Consider the following 16,436-nt stretch of genomic DNA (forward strand, 5'->3'; position numbering starts at 1 on the left):
GCGCCATAATGGCTGCATTTTGAGAGGAAGATTATAAATAGCTGCCATATTGTCTCCTTATTGGCCGGTAAAGGCGTTGGTACGGAATTTGAAAAATAGGCTTACAGAACCTTGAACTCAATTCCTGACACAAAACCAGCAACCGTTATGAACTCGCTAACGCGTTCGAACAACAACCTTCCGTCGCTGATCGAGAACTTTTTTGGCCGCGACATGAACGACTTTTTCAATACCAACATGCCATCGGTCAGTCATGTACCGGCGGTCAACGTCGTTGAACATCAGGATGGATTCCGGATTGAGGTAGCCGCTCCCGGTCTGAAAAGAGAAGACTTCAAGCTGAACCTGAATCATAATAACCTGTCGATCTCAGCCTATCAGGAAACCAAAAAGGAAGAGACCGATCAGACCAACGAGAAATATACCCGCCGGGAGTTTAGCTATTCGTCGTTTCAGCGGACGTTTACGCTGCCTACCTCGGTCGATGCCGATAACATCCAGGCTTCCTACACCGACGGTGTATTGAAGATCGAATTACCCAAACGCGAAGAGGCTAAAGTGAAGCCCGCCCGCCAGATTGAAATTGGTGGCTAAGCCATTGGGTGATTTAGGAACAATACCCTATAATTGCCTTGCCGAACGCATCGAACAGCCCGCCGGGATACACCCTGAACGGGCTGTTCGCTCGTTAAAAAACCTACCTAACAAAGGCCTGTTAAATTTTGTTAAGGACCAACACAAGCTGGATTTTTCGCCCCCCGGTTTCCGTTATATTCACAGACAGAAAGGTCAGTGATCTACACAAAAGACAGCAATCAGATTATTCCGTTTAACCATGAAAAGCAATTGGAAAGTTTTAGCGTTGATGGCACTCCTTTCGAGTGTAATTACGCTGGCCGCTTATAACCTCCTTGGGTTCAACCAGCGGGATGTGATTTTTAACGAATCGGCTCCTACGCCGACGATCACGGGCCGCCTGGCGGCCCTGACAGGTAACGGCCCTACGGCAGCTCCCGGCGATTTCTCGACGGCGGCTGAAGCGGTCACGCCTACGGTAGTGCACATCCGCACCACCATGACCCGCACGGTACGCCAGCAGCAGGTTCCTGACATCTTCCGGGAGTTCTTCGGCGATGAGTTTGGCGGACAGGGCGGTGGCCGTCCTCGCCGTCAGCAGGGACAGGCTTCGGGCTCAGGCGTGATCATCAGCAAAGATGGGTACATCGTTACCAATAACCACGTGGTGCAGGACGCCGACGAAGTAGAGGTGATCATGACCGACAAGCGGAGCTTCAAAGCAAAAGTGATCGGTACCGACCCCCTGACCGACCTGGCCGTAATTAAAGTAGAAGCCAACAACCTGCCGGCTATCACGCTCGGCGACTCTGACGCGCTGAAACTGGGCGAATGGGTACTGGCCGTTGGCTACCCTCTCGATCTCGAATCGACCGTTACGGCGGGTATCGTTAGTGCCAAAGGCCGTGGTATCGGTATCCTGAACCAGAACGCCCGCCAGCAGAACGATCCGAAAGGAGATACCCCGATCGAAGCCTTCATCCAGACCGACGCGGCTATCAACCCCGGTAACTCGGGTGGTGCGCTCGTTAACCTCCGTGGCGAACTGGTCGGTATCAACTCGGCCATTGCCTCAGCTACGGGTTACTACAGCGGATACGGATTTGCCGTACCGGTGTCGCTGGTGAAAAAAGTATCGGCCGACCTCCTGAAGTACGGTAATGTACAGCGCGGTTACCTCGGCATTCTGCCTATCGAGCTCAACAGCACGGTAGCCAAAGAGAGAAATGCTAAAGTAGGCCGGGGTATCTACGTTGACGAAGTTGTCGACAACGGCGCTGCACAGGCCGCCGGCCTGAAAAAAGGCGACGTAATCGTGAAAATGGAAGGACAGCCGCTCGATTCAGATGCGCAGATGCGCGAAATCATCGGTCGTCGTCGGCCGGGCGATGCGGTAACGGTAACCGTCAACCGCGATGGTACGGAGCGTGACTTCCGCGTAGAGCTGCGCAACCGCAACGGTGGTCGTGACATCATCAAGAAAACCGAAGCGACCGCCAGCACCGCGCTGAGCACGCTGGGTGCCGAGTTTGAAGAGCTATCGGCTCAGCAGGCCAAGCAGCTGGGTATTACGGGTGGCGTTCGGGTGAAGTCGATCCGGGATGGCAAACTGGCCGAAACCGACGTTGAAGAAGGCTTCATCATCGTGAAAGCCAACGGCCGGAACGTGAAAACGACCAAAGATCTGCAGGCTATCATGTCGGCGGTGAAAGAAGGCGAAGGCCTGATGCTGATCGGTATGTACCCCAACAGTTCGCGGATGTACTACTACGCTGTGCCGGTCTAATCGACCCGCAATCAATATATACAGAAACGGCCCGCCAGGATTTCCTGGCGGGCCGTTTCTGTATTGTCTCGTCTGTAAAGGCCTACTCGTAGTAGTTCAGTACAGCATGGCCGCTTTGCGCCAGCAGCTGATCGCGCTGGAACAGAGCCACATCGGCCGTCATCATGTCCTTAACGAGGGCGGGCAGATCGTATTTCGGTTTCCAGCCCAGTTTGGTCATTGCCTTGGTCGGATCGCCCAGCAGTAGGTCTACCTCGGTTGGACGGTAGTAGCGGGGGTCAACGGCCAGCACTTCTTTACCAACTTCGATCGGGAAGTCGGGGTTCGACGCGCTAACGACTACCGCCGTTTCCGAAGCACCTTCGCCCCGGAACGCCAGCTCAACGCCGATCTCGGCAAAGGCCATCTTCACGAAGTCACGAACGCTGGTCGTAACGCCGGTAGCGATCACAAAATCTTCGGGCGTATCCTGCTGCAGAATCAGGTACATAGCCTCGACGTAGTCTTTGGCATGGCCCCAGTCGCGCAGCGAATCCAGGTTACCCAGGTATACTTTATCCTGCAGACCCAGACCGATGCGGGCAACGGCGCGGGTGATCTTGCGGGTTACGAACGTTTCGCCCCGCAGCGGTGACTCGTGGTTGAACAGGATACCGTTGCAGGCATACATATTATAAGCCTCGCGGTAGTTTACCGTAATCCAGTAGCCATATAGTTTGGCTACGGCATAGGGAGAGCGGGGGTAGAACGGGGTTGTTTCTGACTGCGCGTGGCCCTGAACACCGCCGTACAGCTCAGACGTCGACGCCTGGTAGATGCGGGTTTTCTCGGTCAGGCCCAGCAGCCGAACGGCTTCCAGAATACGCAGTGTACCAATACCATCGACCTGCGCGGTGTATTCCGGCTCGTCGAAGCTTACCCGCACGTGCGACATGGCACCGAGGTTATAAATCTCGTCGGGTTGTACTTCCTGAATAATACGAATGATATTCGTCGAGTCAGACAGATCACCGTAATGAAGCTTGAAGTGCACGTTTTTTTCGTGCGGGTCTTCATACATGTGATCGATCCGCTGGGTGTTGAATAACGAGCTCCGGCGTTTGATACCGTGAACTTCGTACCCTTTAGCCAGCAGCAGTTCGGCCAGATAGGCCCCATCTTGTCCGGTAATTCCGGTTACCAGCGCTTTTTTCATACTACGGTCGTAAATAATGAGTGACTGCTAAAATTGTACAAATCTTATTAAAAAAGCTTACTATATACTCAAAAATGGTACTTATTTTATTAACAGGCTTCGGCGAACATCTATTTTATCGGGTTGCAGCTGAGCCGAGGAGACGAGCTGCTTAATAGAAGAATAGTACCGTTCTGCATCCATACGTCGCATAAAATCGCCTACTTTAAGTTTATAGGTAGGCTGACTATAGCTCAAATATGGGCTAAGTTCGGGAAAATTTTGGTAAATCAGTAACTTAATCGATTCAACTTCTTTTCTCTGGTTGCCCACGTACACCTGAACCCGGAAGCCAGGGGCGTAGCGAACCGACCGATTCTTATCGGCAATGGTATCGAGCGCCAGTTCGAGCTGCCGGTTTACGTGGAGCGCTTCCGGTACGCCAGCTGGCTTTCGGGTATCATTTTTACGGGCGGGCGCCGTGGCTACTCCCGCTGTGGCCGATACCGCAGTTGGCCGCGTCGTTGTGCTGCCGGTGGTGGGGGCTGGCGCGCTGGCATATACCGGCCGGGCGGCCGTCAGATCCTCATTATACGAGTTATAGTCGGATGCAGACGCTGTCGACGACGAGCTTACCCGGCTGCCCGCGCAACTACTCAGCACCAGCGCCAGCCCCAGACAATTCAACCAAAGTTCGTGCCGCATATAGTCTTGATTTTGACCCGTAAAATTAACCAATTTGACTTTCTAAAGACAGTGGGGACCTCGGCAAGGTATCCCATGGTCTATTTTTGGTTAATTTTGGGGATTACTCTGACAACACATGCTGAATATACAAAGCAACGTGTCGCTCAAGCCTTACAATACGTTCAGGATTGACGTCAACGCGCGCTATTGGGTTGAAATTAATCAGGAAGATGATTTACAGACGCTGCTTCAGCTTACCGATCACCTCGATACTCCCAAGCTGATTCTGGGAGGAGGCAGCAACGTACTGCTGTGCCACGACTTCAACGGCCTGGTCGTTCGGCTCAACATACAGGGCATTGAGGTAGTTCGGGAAGACGATGCGCATATATACCTAACCGCCGGTGCGGGCGTCAACTGGCACAAGCTGGTCATGTACTGCGTTCAGCAAAACTACGCCGGTCTGGAAAATCTGTCGCTTATACCGGGTACGGTAGGAGCCGCGCCCATGCAGAATATCGGGGCCTACGGCGTCGAGATCGAGCAGGTGTTCGACTCGCTGACGGCCATCCACGTACAAACGGGCGAGCAGCGCCGGTTCAGCCATGCCGACTGCCGGTTTGGCTACCGCGAGAGCGTATTCAAGCGCGAGCTGAAAGGTCAGTACATCATCACGAGTGTCACCTTCCGGCTCGATAAACAGCCTACTTTCCACACCCGCTACGGCGCCATTCAGGAAACGCTGACTGACATGGGCGTATCGGACGATGAGCTGACCATTCAGGCCATCAGCGAAGCCGTTATCCGCATCCGGCGCAGCAAACTACCCGACCCCGCCGAGATTGGCAACGCCGGGAGTTTCTTCAAGAACCCCGAAATCCCGAAAACCCAGTTCGACGCCCTCAAAGAGCAGTACCCGAACCTGCCGGGCTACCCGATCGGCGACGAGGTGGTAAAAGTACCGGCGGGCTGGCTCATTGAGCAGGCGGGCTGGAAAGGCCACCGCACCGGCGATGCGGGGGTACACGCCAAACAGGCGCTGGTGCTGGTCAACTACGGCCAGGCAAGCGGAAACGAAATCATTGCCCTGGCCCAGCGGGTACAGGCCTCTGTTCAGGAAACCTTCGGCATCCGCATAACGCCCGAAGTGAATATTGTCTAGCGACCAGCCTCTCCAGCCATACTCCCAGCCCAAGAAGGGGTTGTTTGGGGGAGGAAGTTGAGAAGGTAAATCTGTGAAGAGACCGGTCTCTTCACAGATTTACCTTCTCAACTTCCTCCCCCAACAAACTAAGAGGCCGGGGCATACAGACTACTCGAAACACAGCGACGCTGCGCCCAGCAGGCCCGCGTCGTTGCCAAGGGTGGCTTTCTTGATGGCCAGACCGTTTTTATAGTAGGGATTGAGCCAGTAATCGAGGGTGCGGTTCACGGCCGGCATGATGTAATCGAACGAAGCCGACAGCCCGCCACCGATCAGCACCTGTTTGATATCGAGAATTTTGATCAGCGACGCCAGCCCTTCGCCCAGCATCTCGCCTACCTCGTCCCAGATCTGCTGCGCCAGTTCGTCGCCCTCGGCGGCTGCGGCTACCAGACCCGTTGTCGAGATGTCGCCATCGGCGGGGAGCTGGGTTTCGCCGGCGTATTCGCTCCGGCGCTGGGTGGCCAGTTGCAGCAGCTCTACCTTGCCGATGTTCCGCTCCAGCACCCGGCCGTTGCGCGACGGGATGTGGCCCGGCTCCATGGCGTTTCCGTCGCCCCCGGTAAAGATTTTCTTATTGATGATGGCGGCTCCGCCCACGCCCGTACCGAGCGTAATGAAGATATAGTTCTCGGTAATTTTTTCTTCGGCAAAATAATACTCGCCCAGCGCGGCTGCGTTGGCGTCGTTAGCCAGAAAAAACTGCACTCCTGCAAACCGCTTGGTCAGGATATCGACAATCGGCGTTCCGTTGATTTCGGGAATGGCCGTGATCTCGAGCGCAATGGTCCGGTCAGGACTGAGCATACCAGGCAGGCCAATACCGACCCGTTTTACCTCTTTGTTAGCCAGCAGTTGCAGCGCGACCGCATCGCCGAAGCGATCCATAAAGTGGCCCGACTGGCGCCAGCTGATGGTGTCGTGACTGTAGAAATTGGAAATTTTGCCGGTTGTAGCGTCAACGATTCCCATTTTGACGTTCGTGCCGCCAACATCGATACCCAGATACTCAACAGAAGACATGCTTAATTTTTAAGTTTACAGTTTGCAGTTTACAGGTTCGGGCAAGTGAAGTGGGCTGCAAGATACGAAGGAGTAGCCAGTAGGCAGTGCGTACTGGCCATTCCGGTCTGTTTTACCCCTATCCTTACCCACCGGCTCAGATATCGCCCAGCTGGGGCCGGATCAGAATTTCTTCGACCACGGCGCTCTTCGACAGCGTATAGGCCGCCCAGGCACTGTCGGCCACGTCGTCGGGTTTCATGAACCGGTCTTCGGGCAGGTCGGTGCCTTCCCAGCTGTTGGTCAGCGTAGCGCCCGGCAAAATGGCGGTTACTTTGATGCTGTGCGGCTTGAGTTCCTCGCGCAGCACCCGGCTCATGCCCAGCAGGGCAAATTTAGAGATGCAGTACGAGCCGCCGTTGGTATAGGCCGTAATACTGGCCGTTGAGCACATCATAAAGATATGCCCCCTCCGCTGAATCATCATATCCCGCACCAGCCCACGCGTCAGGTGGTAGGCGCTGGCGACGTTGGTATTCATCAGCTGCTCGAACGTACCCTCGGCTTCGTTATGGATCTGCCCCGGCTGAAACGTGCCGGTATTGTTGACCAGCACCTCAACGGGCCGGTTCAGCGACTGCACGTACCGGACCAGCGCATCGACACCCGTCCGCGTGGCCAGATCGGCCGCAAACGGCAACCGGTCGGGCCCGGCCAGCCCCTCGACCGAACGGGCGCAGACAACCGCTTCGAAGCCTTCGGCAACAAATTTATCAACAATAGCGCGGCCAATGCCTTTCGTACCGCCGGTTACAACAATGAGTGGTTTCATAGGACAAATAACGGTAGAAACCATTCTACCTTTGTTGAGGTTCTCACCAAAAGCCACCTTCTCCCGGCAAGCGGGCGATTATGGGCTTCGCTACACGCTTTTATGTCACGCATAGGCAGCTACTTCATTTTTTTAGGCACGCTCTTCCGGAACCGCGAAAAACTGCGGGTGTACCTCAGCCTGATTCTTAACGAGTGCGTATCGATCGGGGTTGGCTCGATTTTTATCGTGGCGCTGGTCAATACGTTTATCGGGGCCGTTACCTGCGTACAGACGGCCTATAACCTGACCAATCCCTTCGTACCCAGAAATATTATTGCGCTCATTGTCCGCGACAGTACCATTCTGGAACTGGCCCCTACCCTCTCCTGCATCGTGCTGGCGGGTAAGGTCGGCTCCAACATTGCGGGCGAGCTGGGCACGATGCGCATCACCGAACAGATCGACGCACTCGAAGTGATGGGCATCAACTCGAGTTCATACCTCGTCTTGCCGAAGGTCATCGCATCGGTGCTGATGTTTCCGCTGCTGGTGATCATGGCCGGGTTTTTGTCTATCCTGGGCGGCTACATTGCCGGTACGCTGGCGGGGGTTATCTCGCCCGAAGAGTACGTATCGGGGCTGCGGTTCGAGTACAAACCGTTTGGCGTCTCGTTTGCGCTGATCAAAACCGTCGTATTCGCCTTTCTGGTGTCGACCATCTCGGCCTACCAGGGCTTCAACGTACGGGGGGGCGCCCTCGAAGTGGGCAGCGCATCGACCTCGGCCGTCACCAACAGCTGTATCGCCATCGTCGTCGCCGACTTCGTCCTGACGCAGGTACTGTTAACTTAATGAGTGATTGAGTGAATGGGTGATTGAGCGGCAGGATAGTCCAGCCTCCGGCCTTTTCACTCATTCACTCAATCACCCATTCACTCATTGTTTATGATCGAGATCAAGAACATAACCAAGACGTTTACCGACCGGCAGGTGCTGGCCGGTATCGACGGTACGTTTCGGCCGGGCGATACGAGTCTGATCATTGGCGGCAGCGGTACGGGAAAAAGCGTGTTGCTGAAGTGCATGATCGGGCTGATTACGCCCGACTCGGGCGAGGTGCTCTACGACGGCCGTAATTTCCTGACCAGCAACATCGACGAGCAGAAGACCATCCGGCGCGAAATGGGCGTCCTGTTTCAGGGATCGGCGCTGTTCGACTCGAAGACAGTGCTCGACAACGTACGTTTCCCGCTCGACATGCTGACCGAGCAGTCGGCGGCCGAGAAAAACGAGCGGGCGCTGGAGTGTCTGCGACGCGTGGGGCTGGAGGGCGCCGGCGACCGGATGCCGTCGGAGATCAGCGGGGGTATGAAAAAACGGGTCGGTATTGCCCGGGCCATCGTGCTGAACCCCAAATACCTCTTCTGCGACGAACCCAACTCGGGCCTTGACCCGCTGACCTCTATCAAGATCGACCAGCTCATCAAGGAAATCACCGACGAGTACCGCATCACCACCGTCGTGATTACCCACGACATGAACTCGATGATGGAGATTGGCGAGAAAATCATGTTCCTTTACAAAGGCAACAAGCTCTGGGAGGGCAACAGCGACACCCTGACCCAGTCTGACGTAGCCGAACTGAACGAGTTCATCTACGCCAACAAACTCCTCCGCGAGACCGCCCGCTAAGGCCAACGCCCCGCACGGCAGCACCCCATACGACCCCGGCAGCCAGGCCCTCCCCCATCGGGAACCTGCCCGCCGGGGTCTTTTTCATGCCTCATCCCGGCAAAAACTACCGTTAACTCACATGACAAACTTTTGATAGTATCTGTCACCAGCAGATCACTTCTTTGTATACAGATTAACTAAAGTGACAACTGTACGCTTAATGATATATAGCTCACTATCAAGCAACTATCATTAAGTGAAGATGCGTACAATGGTATGTTGAGTGCAAGTCAAAAGCTGAAAAGCGTGTTTACCGTCTTCGGTCGATAGGGGACTCTTACACAGGACGGTTTTGACTCGTTTGGCGGGTTGCGTGTGACAATTTGAACGCACCGATTAGGAAAATAAAGCGAGTTAGGCAGGTTTCCGGCGACAGAGGAAACGACTCGCAGATTTAAGATAACTTTTCAATTCATGGAACAAAAGCGTACCAGACCCAAGAAGGCCAGTAAAGGTGAGTGGATATTTGCTATTATTTTAGGAGTCGTCTTTCTAACTTGGTTCTTCTCAACTCGTGATTACCGAACTTCTGAGGAAAAGATGAATGACGAGATTGAGGAGCAAGTAAGAGAAGATAGAATTAACGCTCGGATAAGTGAGTCACGTCAGAGTCGTTATACTGATTTGCTGGCTGATACAAAGCATGATTTGAAAGCATATGGTGTTAACTATACAAACGTAGAAATTGCCGAAAGCGGTTGCTTGTGGGTTTATGTTGTTGACAACGGTAAGAATAGAGACGGTTTGGCAACAACTTTGTGTTCACGTGCGAAACGTGACTTTGTATCTTGTGTCACAATAGTCGACAGTCAAGGAAATACATTGGGGCGCTCAATGTGTAAATGAGTTCGTTACAAATTAACCCCGGTTGGGCAGGTCTCTTGCGACAGGATGCCCGCCCCGAAGGAAAGTAGATAGCCTATAACTTCGATAGGTGTGTAAGGGTTACAAGGTGGTCGGTTCATTTATCTTGTGTCCTCAACCATCAACACCTGTGGGCGTTGGGTGCGCGTCCATGCTAGACGTGTTTAGCAGCTCTCGGTCGACACATCGCACTTGAATAATATGCAGGCTTTACGTTGCAATCCGAGCGTCGGTCGACTTGACATGCTTATTAGGCAGGCGATCTTGATTTTAAAAAGGTAAATTTGGAAAGTATAAATACATTTTAGATTGCTCATTTCTTCGTAAATTCAATACTAATCCACTTAAAATGAAAAAACTGTCGATTAAAGAAATAGTAGAGTTTAGAGGCAAATCGGATAGAAGTAAAAAAAACTTTGCGAATGAAGTAAAACTTAACAAAGAAAAGATACAGACTGAGTCTGGAGGTGATTATTGGGTTAGTTGCTTAAGCGCAATAAGTAGTGGTTACAAGGCAAATGATGTTCTATTGATAACTGCAAGAAGATTAGAACTAGAGAATAAGCATGATGCAACAGATTTCAACAGGACAAAAACAATGTACGAAAGAAACATTAGCATTCTACGTAATTATGAAGATTTTAATTTTAAAGTATGGATGCCTATTAACGAATTGAAGTTCATGAAGAAGGCGAAGAAAAATTATCTTTTGACTATTAAAGGATTTTTGATTCAAGTAGCACCTCAACATGTTTTTACATTTCAGCAAAATGACGTCAATGAAGTTGGTGCAATTTGGTTTATAGCTAAATTGAAAGGCTTTAAAGAAGATGAGTTAGGGATGTTCACTGATATTTTATACAGATATTTAACAGCCAATTTCAAAGACTACACTGTAAACTCAAAATACTGCATTGCGGTAGATGTATTCAGTAGCAAGTATGTAAACTATTTTCAGTTGGAGAGCAGAGAGATTCCTAAAATTTTAGACTCGACATTAAATGCAATTAAGGCTCTGATGTAGTTGGACCGTGCGTTGTCATCGCTCCGCTTGGGGTCGCTTTCGGGTGACAGGAAGCATATTAGTACATCAGGCACGACAGCCCAACCGGCAGGGGGCGTAAAGGCAGGAGCGTCGTTCACACCTTTCAACCAGCTCGCGGGGCCATTAACCCCCTAGATCGTTGGGTGCAATCACAAATAGTGCGTGAATGCTGGCGTCCCAGCGACGGGCAGTGCATAACAAAGGTCAAGTTTTTGTTCGTCTGCAGGGTTTTGTGGGACAATTTAGACGCTCCGATCAGGCAAGTCTAGACTTCGAAGACAGCATCTCGGCGACAGATAACAATTGATTTCTTCGTATTAAAATACAGAACAAACAAATGGGGTTATTTGACTTTTTAAAGAAAAAGGAACTTGCAGAAATTCATGAACTCAAGTTACAACTTGAGCGATATAAATCAATATCTGACATTGAAGCGGAGGTTACCACCCAAAAGAACAGTTTAGAACTTATAGTAAATTCAAAAGTATCAGAGGTTAAAGCCGCCGAAGATAAATTGAATACTTTAAATTCAAACTATAAAATCGCCTTAGAAACATACAACAAACTCCGTAAAGAAGTTAGTGTGTTTGAATCAAAATTAGATTTGATCGAATTTGGAGTTTATGAACCTGTATATGATTTTGAAAAGTCAGACGAATACAGAACGGAGCAGAATAAAATTGTAGAAAAACAAAAATCTATGATTAGTGCAGATACTGCCGCTATTTGTACTACTCAATGGACAGTTGAAGGAAGCGAGTCAAAAGGCAAAGCTGTTGTAAGAGTATATAAAAAGTTAATGTTGAGAGCTTTTAATGGTGAATGTGACGTTTTGATTGCAAAAGTAAAATGGAATAACGTCAACCAGATGAAAGAACGGATGCAAAGAATATTCGTTGCTATAAATAAATTAGGTGAGGGCTTCAAAGTTTACTTGAGTAGCGAATATTTTGATTTGAAACGTCAAGAATTAATCCTTGAATATGAGTATCAAACTAAACGTCAGCAAGAAAAGGAAGCAATGAGAGCAATTCAAGAAGAATTGCGGGAAGAAGAGAAAGCAAAAAGAGAATTTGAACAAGCGCAACGCGAAGCGCAAAAAGAGGAAACGAATTATCAAAAAGCGTTAGACAAAGCCAGAAAAGAAATAGACTTAGTAACTGGCGAAAAACACGATAGATTGCAAGCTCAGATTGAAAAATTAGAACAGGAATTAAAAGAAGCGCAAGCGAAGAAAGAAAGGGCTTTATCAATGGCCCAACAAACTAAGCGTGGACACGTTTATGTAATTTCAAATATTGGCTCATTCGGCGAAAATGTTTACAAAATTGGTATGACAAGGCGTTTAGAGCCAGAGGATAGAGTTAAAGAGTTAGGGGACGCGTCTGTCCCTTTCCAATTTGATATTCATGCAATGATATACTCGGATGAAGCCCGTACATTAGAATATGAATTACATAAGGCTTTCACCGATAAAAAGGTAAATATGCTCAATTACCGGAAAGAGTTCTTTAACGTGACGCTGGAAGAAATAGAGCAAAAGGTTAAGGAAACAGGGCTTGATGCTGAATTCTCAAAAATTCCCGAAGCAATGGAATACAGAGAAACATTGGCAATTATTGAAAAGCTAAATTCCCAGACAGAACCATTGACGGTTGAGCAGATGATTGCAGAAGAGTTTCCAAGTAGTTTGGCGTAAGTAAGATTGCTGTTTCGCTCTGAGTGGGCGGGATGCTTGCCCTCCAAGGAAGGTTTGCAGCCCAACAGCATGAATGCGTAAAGGGGTAATAGCTTGGATTCAGTGGAGTGACTCGCCCAACATCAACCACTACGTTCGTTATATGTAGGCTAGGTCTTAATTCAAGCTATAATCGACGCTTTGGCAGGATATTACTAAATCTAGCGTAAGCAAGCCAGCTAACCAGTTAGTAGCCTGATCAATATAGGAAGATATGTTCGTAAATTCAGGTCGGTGTCGGTATATTTGGGTAACGCATTTACCTGTATCCTGACCGACTTGTATGAAAAAAGTGGCTAAAGTTTTCCTGTATAGCCTGTTGGGCCTGATTCTGCTGCTGGTAGCGTCGGCCGGGCTGTTCATCTACAAGGTAAAAAACGGGTTTCCCGTCAGCTACGAAACCGAACCCCCTGCCATTGATTTCCCCGCCAACAAACCGGCGGTGCTGCTGTTCTCGAAAACAACCGGCTATCGGCATGGCGAATCCATCGATGCGTCGAAACCGGTGTTTCGGCAGATGGCCGAACGCAACGGCTGGTTCGTCTACGAAACCGAAGAAGGGGGCGCGTTCAACCCCGAGCAGCTGAAGCAATTCAGGGCGGTTGTTTTCAATAACTCAACCGGGCGGGTGCTGAACGACGAGCAGCAGCAGGCCCTTAGCCAGTACGTCGAAGCGGGAGGTGCCCTGCTGGGTATTCACGGCGCCGGCGACGATTCGCACCACTGGCCCTGGTACGAAAACAACCTGCTGGGCGCCAGATTTTCGCACCACCCCCTCAACCCGCAGCTCCAGCCAACTACCGTGCACCTGGACACCACCACTACCGACTCGACCCTGACGCGGCAGCTCCCCCCAGCCTGGACGCATACCGACGAGTGGTACGTGTTTTTCACCCAGCCCGAGGGCGTTCGGGTCCTGTCGCATATCGACGGCGACAAGATCGTGGCCAACGGAAACGTGCTGCTGATCAACGACAAAAACTTCGGCATGGGCAAGTACCATCCGGTGGCGTGGTACCGGACCGTTGGGCAGGGAAAGACGTTTTATACCTCCATGGGCCACCACGCGCCCGTCTGGCAGGACCCCCATTTTGTCCGGCTCCTGGAAAACGCTCTCTACTGGGCCATCGACTGATTACCGGCTGGTTCGGGATGCGGCCACGTCCGAATGACAGCGGGCGCGACGCTCAGCCCTGTTCAGCCAGCTACCACCCTCCGCCAAATGCCTTCTGCTATGCAACTGCTGACGCTACGGTCTGTTTTTTATCTGCTTCTGTTCAGCACAGTACTGCCGGGATGCCAACAGAACGAGACTGCCCCTCCGGCTACCCTTTTTCCGAGCTATAATACTGCACCTGTAGCACCCGACCGGGCCGGTATGGGGCGCAACGCGCTTCAGCTGTCCACTGCTATCAGCCACGGCATCAACATCGGAAATACCCTGGAGGCCATGGGTGGCGAAACCAGATGGGGTAACCCGCTGATCACCAAAGCTTATATCGACCTGCTGAAACAGAGCGGTTTTAACGCCGTCCGGCTTCCGTGTTCGTGGGACCAGTATGCCGATGCCAGTACAGCCCGCATCAGAACCGACTGGCTCGACCGCGTCGAACAGGTTATCCGGTATTGTATCGATAACGATATGTATGTACTGCTCAATATTCACTGGGATGGCGGCTGGCTGGAGTCAAACTGCACCGCCGAAAAACAGGCCATTACCAACGCAAAACAGAAAGCCTTTTGGGAGCAGATTGCCACCCGAATGCGGCATTTCGATGAGCATCTGCTTTTTGCCAGTGCTAACGAACCCGCCGTGAAGGATGCTGCCCAGCAGGAGATTCTGCTCACCTACCACCAGACTTTTATCGACGCCGTTCGCTCCACCGGCGGTAAAAATGCCTACCGGGTTCTGGTTGTTCAGGGGCCCATGACCGATATAGAAACAACCAACAAACTCATGACTAGACTGCCCGCAGATCAGGTACCTGACAGGCTGATGGTAGAGGTTCATTATTACACGCCTTGGAATTTTACCGGTATGACCAAAGATGAAGCCTGGGGTAATCAGTTCTTTTACTGGGGCAAAGGCAATCATTCGGCAACCGATCTGGCTCATAACCCGACCTATGGCGAAGAACCAACCGTCGACGCGGCCTTCAGGTCGATGAAAACGCAGTTTATCGATAAAGGCATTCCGGTCCTTCTGGGTGAGTATGGCTGTCAGTTACGTACCAATCTGACAGGCGATGCCTTCAGGCTGCACCAGGCCAGCAGAATTTATTATATCGGCTACGTAACCCGGCAGGCCAGAGCCAACGGTCTGTTACCGTTTTTCTGGGATACGGGCAGCTCCGGCGCTATTTTCGACCGGCATAGCAACCGTATAGAAGACTCGTCGGCGCTCGACGCTTTGCTGAAGTAGTTGACTACGGTAACGTACTATAACACAGTTACGTATCTGAGCCATCCCATCGGCCTTGGGCCTGTTTACGGCTCCGGCTACCCTGCCGGCCTACGCCCTCCCACTCCGCCAGACAGCGCCAGTCGGGTGCTGATTCAAATTTTTTTTGGAGAAAAATTGGTTATCCAGCCGTGAAGGTCGCTTATGAACAGCGGCTGGCGGGCCGGGAAACCTGACAGGCAGTACCACCGCCCACGGCAACCAACCGACTTAAGTCAACTTATTATGAAAGCAGTAGGGTTCAGGACATCGCTCGCCATTTCAGAGCCAGCAAGCTTTATCGACGTCGACATCGACAAACCGGTTCCGGCCGGGCATGACCTGCTGGTCAAGGTCAGGGCCGTATCGGTCAATCCGGTCGATTTTAAAATTCGACAGAACTCGGCCAAAGATACGGTACTCGACCAGCCCAAAATCATCGGCTGGGATGCCGTAGGGGTCGTAGAAGCCGTGGGTAGCGACGTCAGCCTGTTCAGCGTGGGTGATGCGGTCTACTACGCCGGCGACATAACCCGGTCGGGCAGCAACGCCGACTACCAGCTGATCGACGAGCGGATCGTGGGCCGCAAACCGGCTACCCTTTCGGACGAAGCCGCTGCCGCCATGCCGCTGACCGCCCTGACCGCCTGGGAAATCTTCTTCGACCGGATGCGGCTGTCGGCCGACCGCGACCGGGACAAAACGCTGCTGATCATCGGCGGGGCCGGGGGCGTGGGGTCCATTGCGATTCAGCTGGCCAAAAAACTGCTGGGTCTGCGCGTAATTGCCACCGCATCGCGCCCCGAAACCATCGACTGGTGCCGCCAGATGGGTGCCGACCAGGTTGTCAATCACCACAACCTGGTGAAGGAAGTCCGGAACGCGGGTTTCCGGCAGGTCGACTACATTGTCGACTTCGTGGATACCAACGCCTACTGGGATGCGATGGCCGAGCTGATCAAACCGCAGGGCCATATTGCCTCTATTACGGGCAGCGCTACCCCGGTGGCGCTGAACAAGCTCAAGAGCAAAAGCGTCAGTTTTTCGTGGGAGCTGATGTTCACCCGCTCCACCTACCAGACCGACGACATGATCGAGCAGCACCACATCCTGAACCGGGTGGCCGACCTGCTCGACGAAGGGGTGCTGCAAACCACCATTACCCAGACCCTGCAGGGTCTGACGGCCGATACGCTGAAGCAGGCCCACGCGCAGCTCGAATCGGGAACAACGATCGGGAAACTAGTTATTTCGTTCTGAGTACGGACCGGATCAGTCGATACAAAAGCCTATCGGAGCCGCAGCAGAACTGGCTGGCGATATGCCCGGCAGGTTACCATCACGGTTTTCCGGTACCGTAGCTGTTTTTGTC

General features: G+C 52.0%; 15 protein-coding genes. 11 read left to right on the forward strand and 4 right to left on the reverse strand.

Annotated elements, in window-relative coordinates; translation table 11 throughout:
- Nucleotides 1-147: 147 nt before the first annotated feature.
- Together B1C80_RS16560 and B1C80_RS16565 are read left to right on the forward strand one after the other, a co-directional pair.
- On the forward strand, nt 148-594 hold the full coding sequence (locus tag B1C80_RS16560; protein ID WP_077922297.1) for an Hsp20/alpha crystallin family protein: 447 nt from the start codon (nt 148-150) through the stop codon (nt 592-594).
- 241 nt (nt 595-835) lie between these two features.
- Entirely contained in the window at nt 836-2,362 is a 1,527-nt protein-coding gene (locus B1C80_RS16565) for a Do family serine endopeptidase (protein ID WP_077922298.1), read from the forward strand.
- An 82-nt stretch (nt 2,363-2,444) separates the two neighbouring features.
- Here B1C80_RS16565 and gmd read toward each other — a convergent pair whose 3' ends face one another.
- Both gmd and B1C80_RS16575 read right to left on the reverse strand, forming a co-directional pair.
- Nucleotides 2,445-3,557 carry a GDP-mannose 4,6-dehydratase gene (gene gmd, locus B1C80_RS16570; protein ID WP_077922299.1) on the reverse strand — a complete coding sequence of 371 codons (1,113 nt, stop codon included), beginning with the start codon at nt 3,555-3,557 and terminating at the stop codon, nt 2,445-2,447.
- 81 nt (nt 3,558-3,638) lie between these two features.
- The gene (locus tag B1C80_RS16575) at nt 3,639-4,241 is read right to left on the reverse strand and encodes a sporulation protein (protein ID WP_077922300.1); all 603 of its coding nucleotides are present in this window, start codon (nt 4,239-4,241) and stop codon (nt 3,639-3,641) included.
- 118 nt (nt 4,242-4,359) lie between these two features.
- On the opposite strand from B1C80_RS16575, the gene murB reads away from it, so the two are divergent.
- On the forward strand, nt 4,360-5,385 hold the full coding sequence (murB, locus tag B1C80_RS16580; RefSeq protein ID WP_077922301.1) for a UDP-N-acetylmuramate dehydrogenase: 1,026 nt from the start codon (nt 4,360-4,362) through the stop codon (nt 5,383-5,385).
- 150 nt (nt 5,386-5,535) lie between these two features.
- On the opposite strand, the gene B1C80_RS16585 is transcribed toward murB, so the two are convergent.
- Nucleotides 5,536-6,450 carry an ROK family protein gene (locus B1C80_RS16585; RefSeq protein ID WP_077922302.1) on the reverse strand — a complete coding sequence of 305 codons (915 nt, stop codon included), beginning with the start codon at nt 6,448-6,450 and terminating at the stop codon, nt 5,536-5,538.
- Between the two features lie 136 nt (nt 6,451-6,586).
- Nucleotides 6,587-7,261, reverse strand: coding sequence for an SDR family oxidoreductase (locus B1C80_RS16590; protein ID WP_077922303.1), 675 nt, complete (start codon nt 7,259-7,261; stop codon nt 6,587-6,589).
- Between the two features lie 102 nt (nt 7,262-7,363).
- On the opposite strand from B1C80_RS16590, the gene B1C80_RS16595 reads away from it, so the two are divergent.
- The 8 genes from B1C80_RS16595 to B1C80_RS16630 all read left to right on the forward strand — a co-directional run bounded on the left by B1C80_RS16595 (nt 7,364) and on the right by B1C80_RS16630 (nt 16,324).
- On the forward strand, nt 7,364-8,095 hold the full coding sequence (locus B1C80_RS16595; RefSeq protein WP_077922304.1) for an ABC transporter permease: 732 nt from the start codon (nt 7,364-7,366) through the stop codon (nt 8,093-8,095).
- Nucleotides 8,096-8,188: 93 nt separating this feature from the next.
- Nucleotides 8,189-8,935 carry an ABC transporter ATP-binding protein gene (locus B1C80_RS16600; protein WP_077922305.1) on the forward strand — a complete coding sequence of 249 codons (747 nt, stop codon included), beginning with the start codon at nt 8,189-8,191 and terminating at the stop codon, nt 8,933-8,935.
- A gap of 456 nt (nt 8,936-9,391) precedes the next feature.
- Nucleotides 9,392-9,823 carry a hypothetical protein gene (locus B1C80_RS16605; protein WP_077922306.1) on the forward strand — a complete coding sequence of 144 codons (432 nt, stop codon included), beginning with the start codon at nt 9,392-9,394 and terminating at the stop codon, nt 9,821-9,823.
- A gap of 367 nt (nt 9,824-10,190) precedes the next feature.
- A complete protein-coding gene (locus B1C80_RS16610; RefSeq protein WP_077922307.1) occupies nt 10,191-10,865 on the forward strand; it encodes a hypothetical protein in 675 nt (224 codons plus the stop codon).
- A 358-nt stretch (nt 10,866-11,223) separates the two neighbouring features.
- Nucleotides 11,224-12,585 (forward strand): DUF4041 domain-containing protein, encoded by a 1,362-nt coding sequence (locus B1C80_RS16615; protein WP_139361665.1) that lies wholly within the window; start codon nt 11,224-11,226, stop codon nt 12,583-12,585.
- Nucleotides 12,586-12,907: 322 nt separating this feature from the next.
- Nucleotides 12,908-13,759, forward strand: coding sequence for a ThuA domain-containing protein (locus tag B1C80_RS16620; RefSeq protein WP_077922308.1), 852 nt, complete (start codon nt 12,908-12,910; stop codon nt 13,757-13,759).
- 99 nt (nt 13,760-13,858) lie between these two features.
- Nucleotides 13,859-15,046, forward strand: coding sequence for a glycoside hydrolase family 5 protein (locus B1C80_RS16625; RefSeq protein WP_077922309.1), 1,188 nt, complete (start codon nt 13,859-13,861; stop codon nt 15,044-15,046).
- A gap of 264 nt (nt 15,047-15,310) precedes the next feature.
- A complete protein-coding gene (locus tag B1C80_RS16630) occupies nt 15,311-16,324 on the forward strand; it encodes a zinc-binding alcohol dehydrogenase family protein (RefSeq protein WP_077922310.1) in 1,014 nt (337 codons plus the stop codon).
- The last annotated feature ends 112 nt before the right edge of the window (nt 16,325-16,436 follow it).

Source organism: Spirosoma sp. 209 (genome assembly GCF_002006735.1).
GTDB lineage: Bacteria > Bacteroidota > Bacteroidia > Cytophagales > Spirosomataceae > Spirosoma > Spirosoma sordidisoli.

Excerpts from the sequence above, each read along its gene's own strand:
- gmd (WP_077922299.1), bottom strand. The coding sequence starts at position 3,557 with ATGAAAAAAGCGCTGGTAACCGGAATTACCGGACAAGATGGGGCCTAT.
- B1C80_RS16615 (WP_139361665.1), top strand. The coding sequence starts at position 11,224 with ATGGGGTTATTTGACTTTTTAAAGAAAAAGGAACTTGCAGAAATTCAT.
- B1C80_RS16595 (WP_077922304.1), top strand. The coding sequence starts at position 7,364 with ATGTCACGCATAGGCAGCTACTTCATTTTTTTAGGCACGCTCTTCCGG.
- B1C80_RS16630 (WP_077922310.1), top strand. The coding sequence starts at position 15,311 with ATGAAAGCAGTAGGGTTCAGGACATCGCTCGCCATTTCAGAGCCAGCA.
- murB (WP_077922301.1), top strand. The coding sequence starts at position 4,360 with ATGCTGAATATACAAAGCAACGTGTCGCTCAAGCCTTACAATACGTTC.
- B1C80_RS16590 (WP_077922303.1), bottom strand. The coding sequence starts at position 7,261 with ATGAAACCACTCATTGTTGTAACCGGCGGTACGAAAGGCATTGGCCGC.
- B1C80_RS16575 (WP_077922300.1), bottom strand. The coding sequence starts at position 4,241 with ATGCGGCACGAACTTTGGTTGAATTGTCTGGGGCTGGCGCTGGTGCTG.
- B1C80_RS16620 (WP_077922308.1), top strand. The coding sequence starts at position 12,908 with ATGAAAAAAGTGGCTAAAGTTTTCCTGTATAGCCTGTTGGGCCTGATT.
- B1C80_RS16565 (WP_077922298.1), top strand. The coding sequence starts at position 836 with ATGAAAAGCAATTGGAAAGTTTTAGCGTTGATGGCACTCCTTTCGAGT.
- B1C80_RS16585 (WP_077922302.1), bottom strand. The coding sequence starts at position 6,450 with ATGTCTTCTGTTGAGTATCTGGGTATCGATGTTGGCGGCACGAACGTC.
- B1C80_RS16605 (WP_077922306.1), top strand. The coding sequence starts at position 9,392 with ATGGAACAAAAGCGTACCAGACCCAAGAAGGCCAGTAAAGGTGAGTGG.
- B1C80_RS16625 (WP_077922309.1), top strand. The coding sequence starts at position 13,859 with ATGCAACTGCTGACGCTACGGTCTGTTTTTTATCTGCTTCTGTTCAGC.
- B1C80_RS16560 (WP_077922297.1), top strand. The coding sequence starts at position 148 with ATGAACTCGCTAACGCGTTCGAACAACAACCTTCCGTCGCTGATCGAG.
- B1C80_RS16600 (WP_077922305.1), top strand. The coding sequence starts at position 8,189 with ATGATCGAGATCAAGAACATAACCAAGACGTTTACCGACCGGCAGGTG.
- B1C80_RS16610 (WP_077922307.1), top strand. The coding sequence starts at position 10,191 with ATGAAAAAACTGTCGATTAAAGAAATAGTAGAGTTTAGAGGCAAATCG.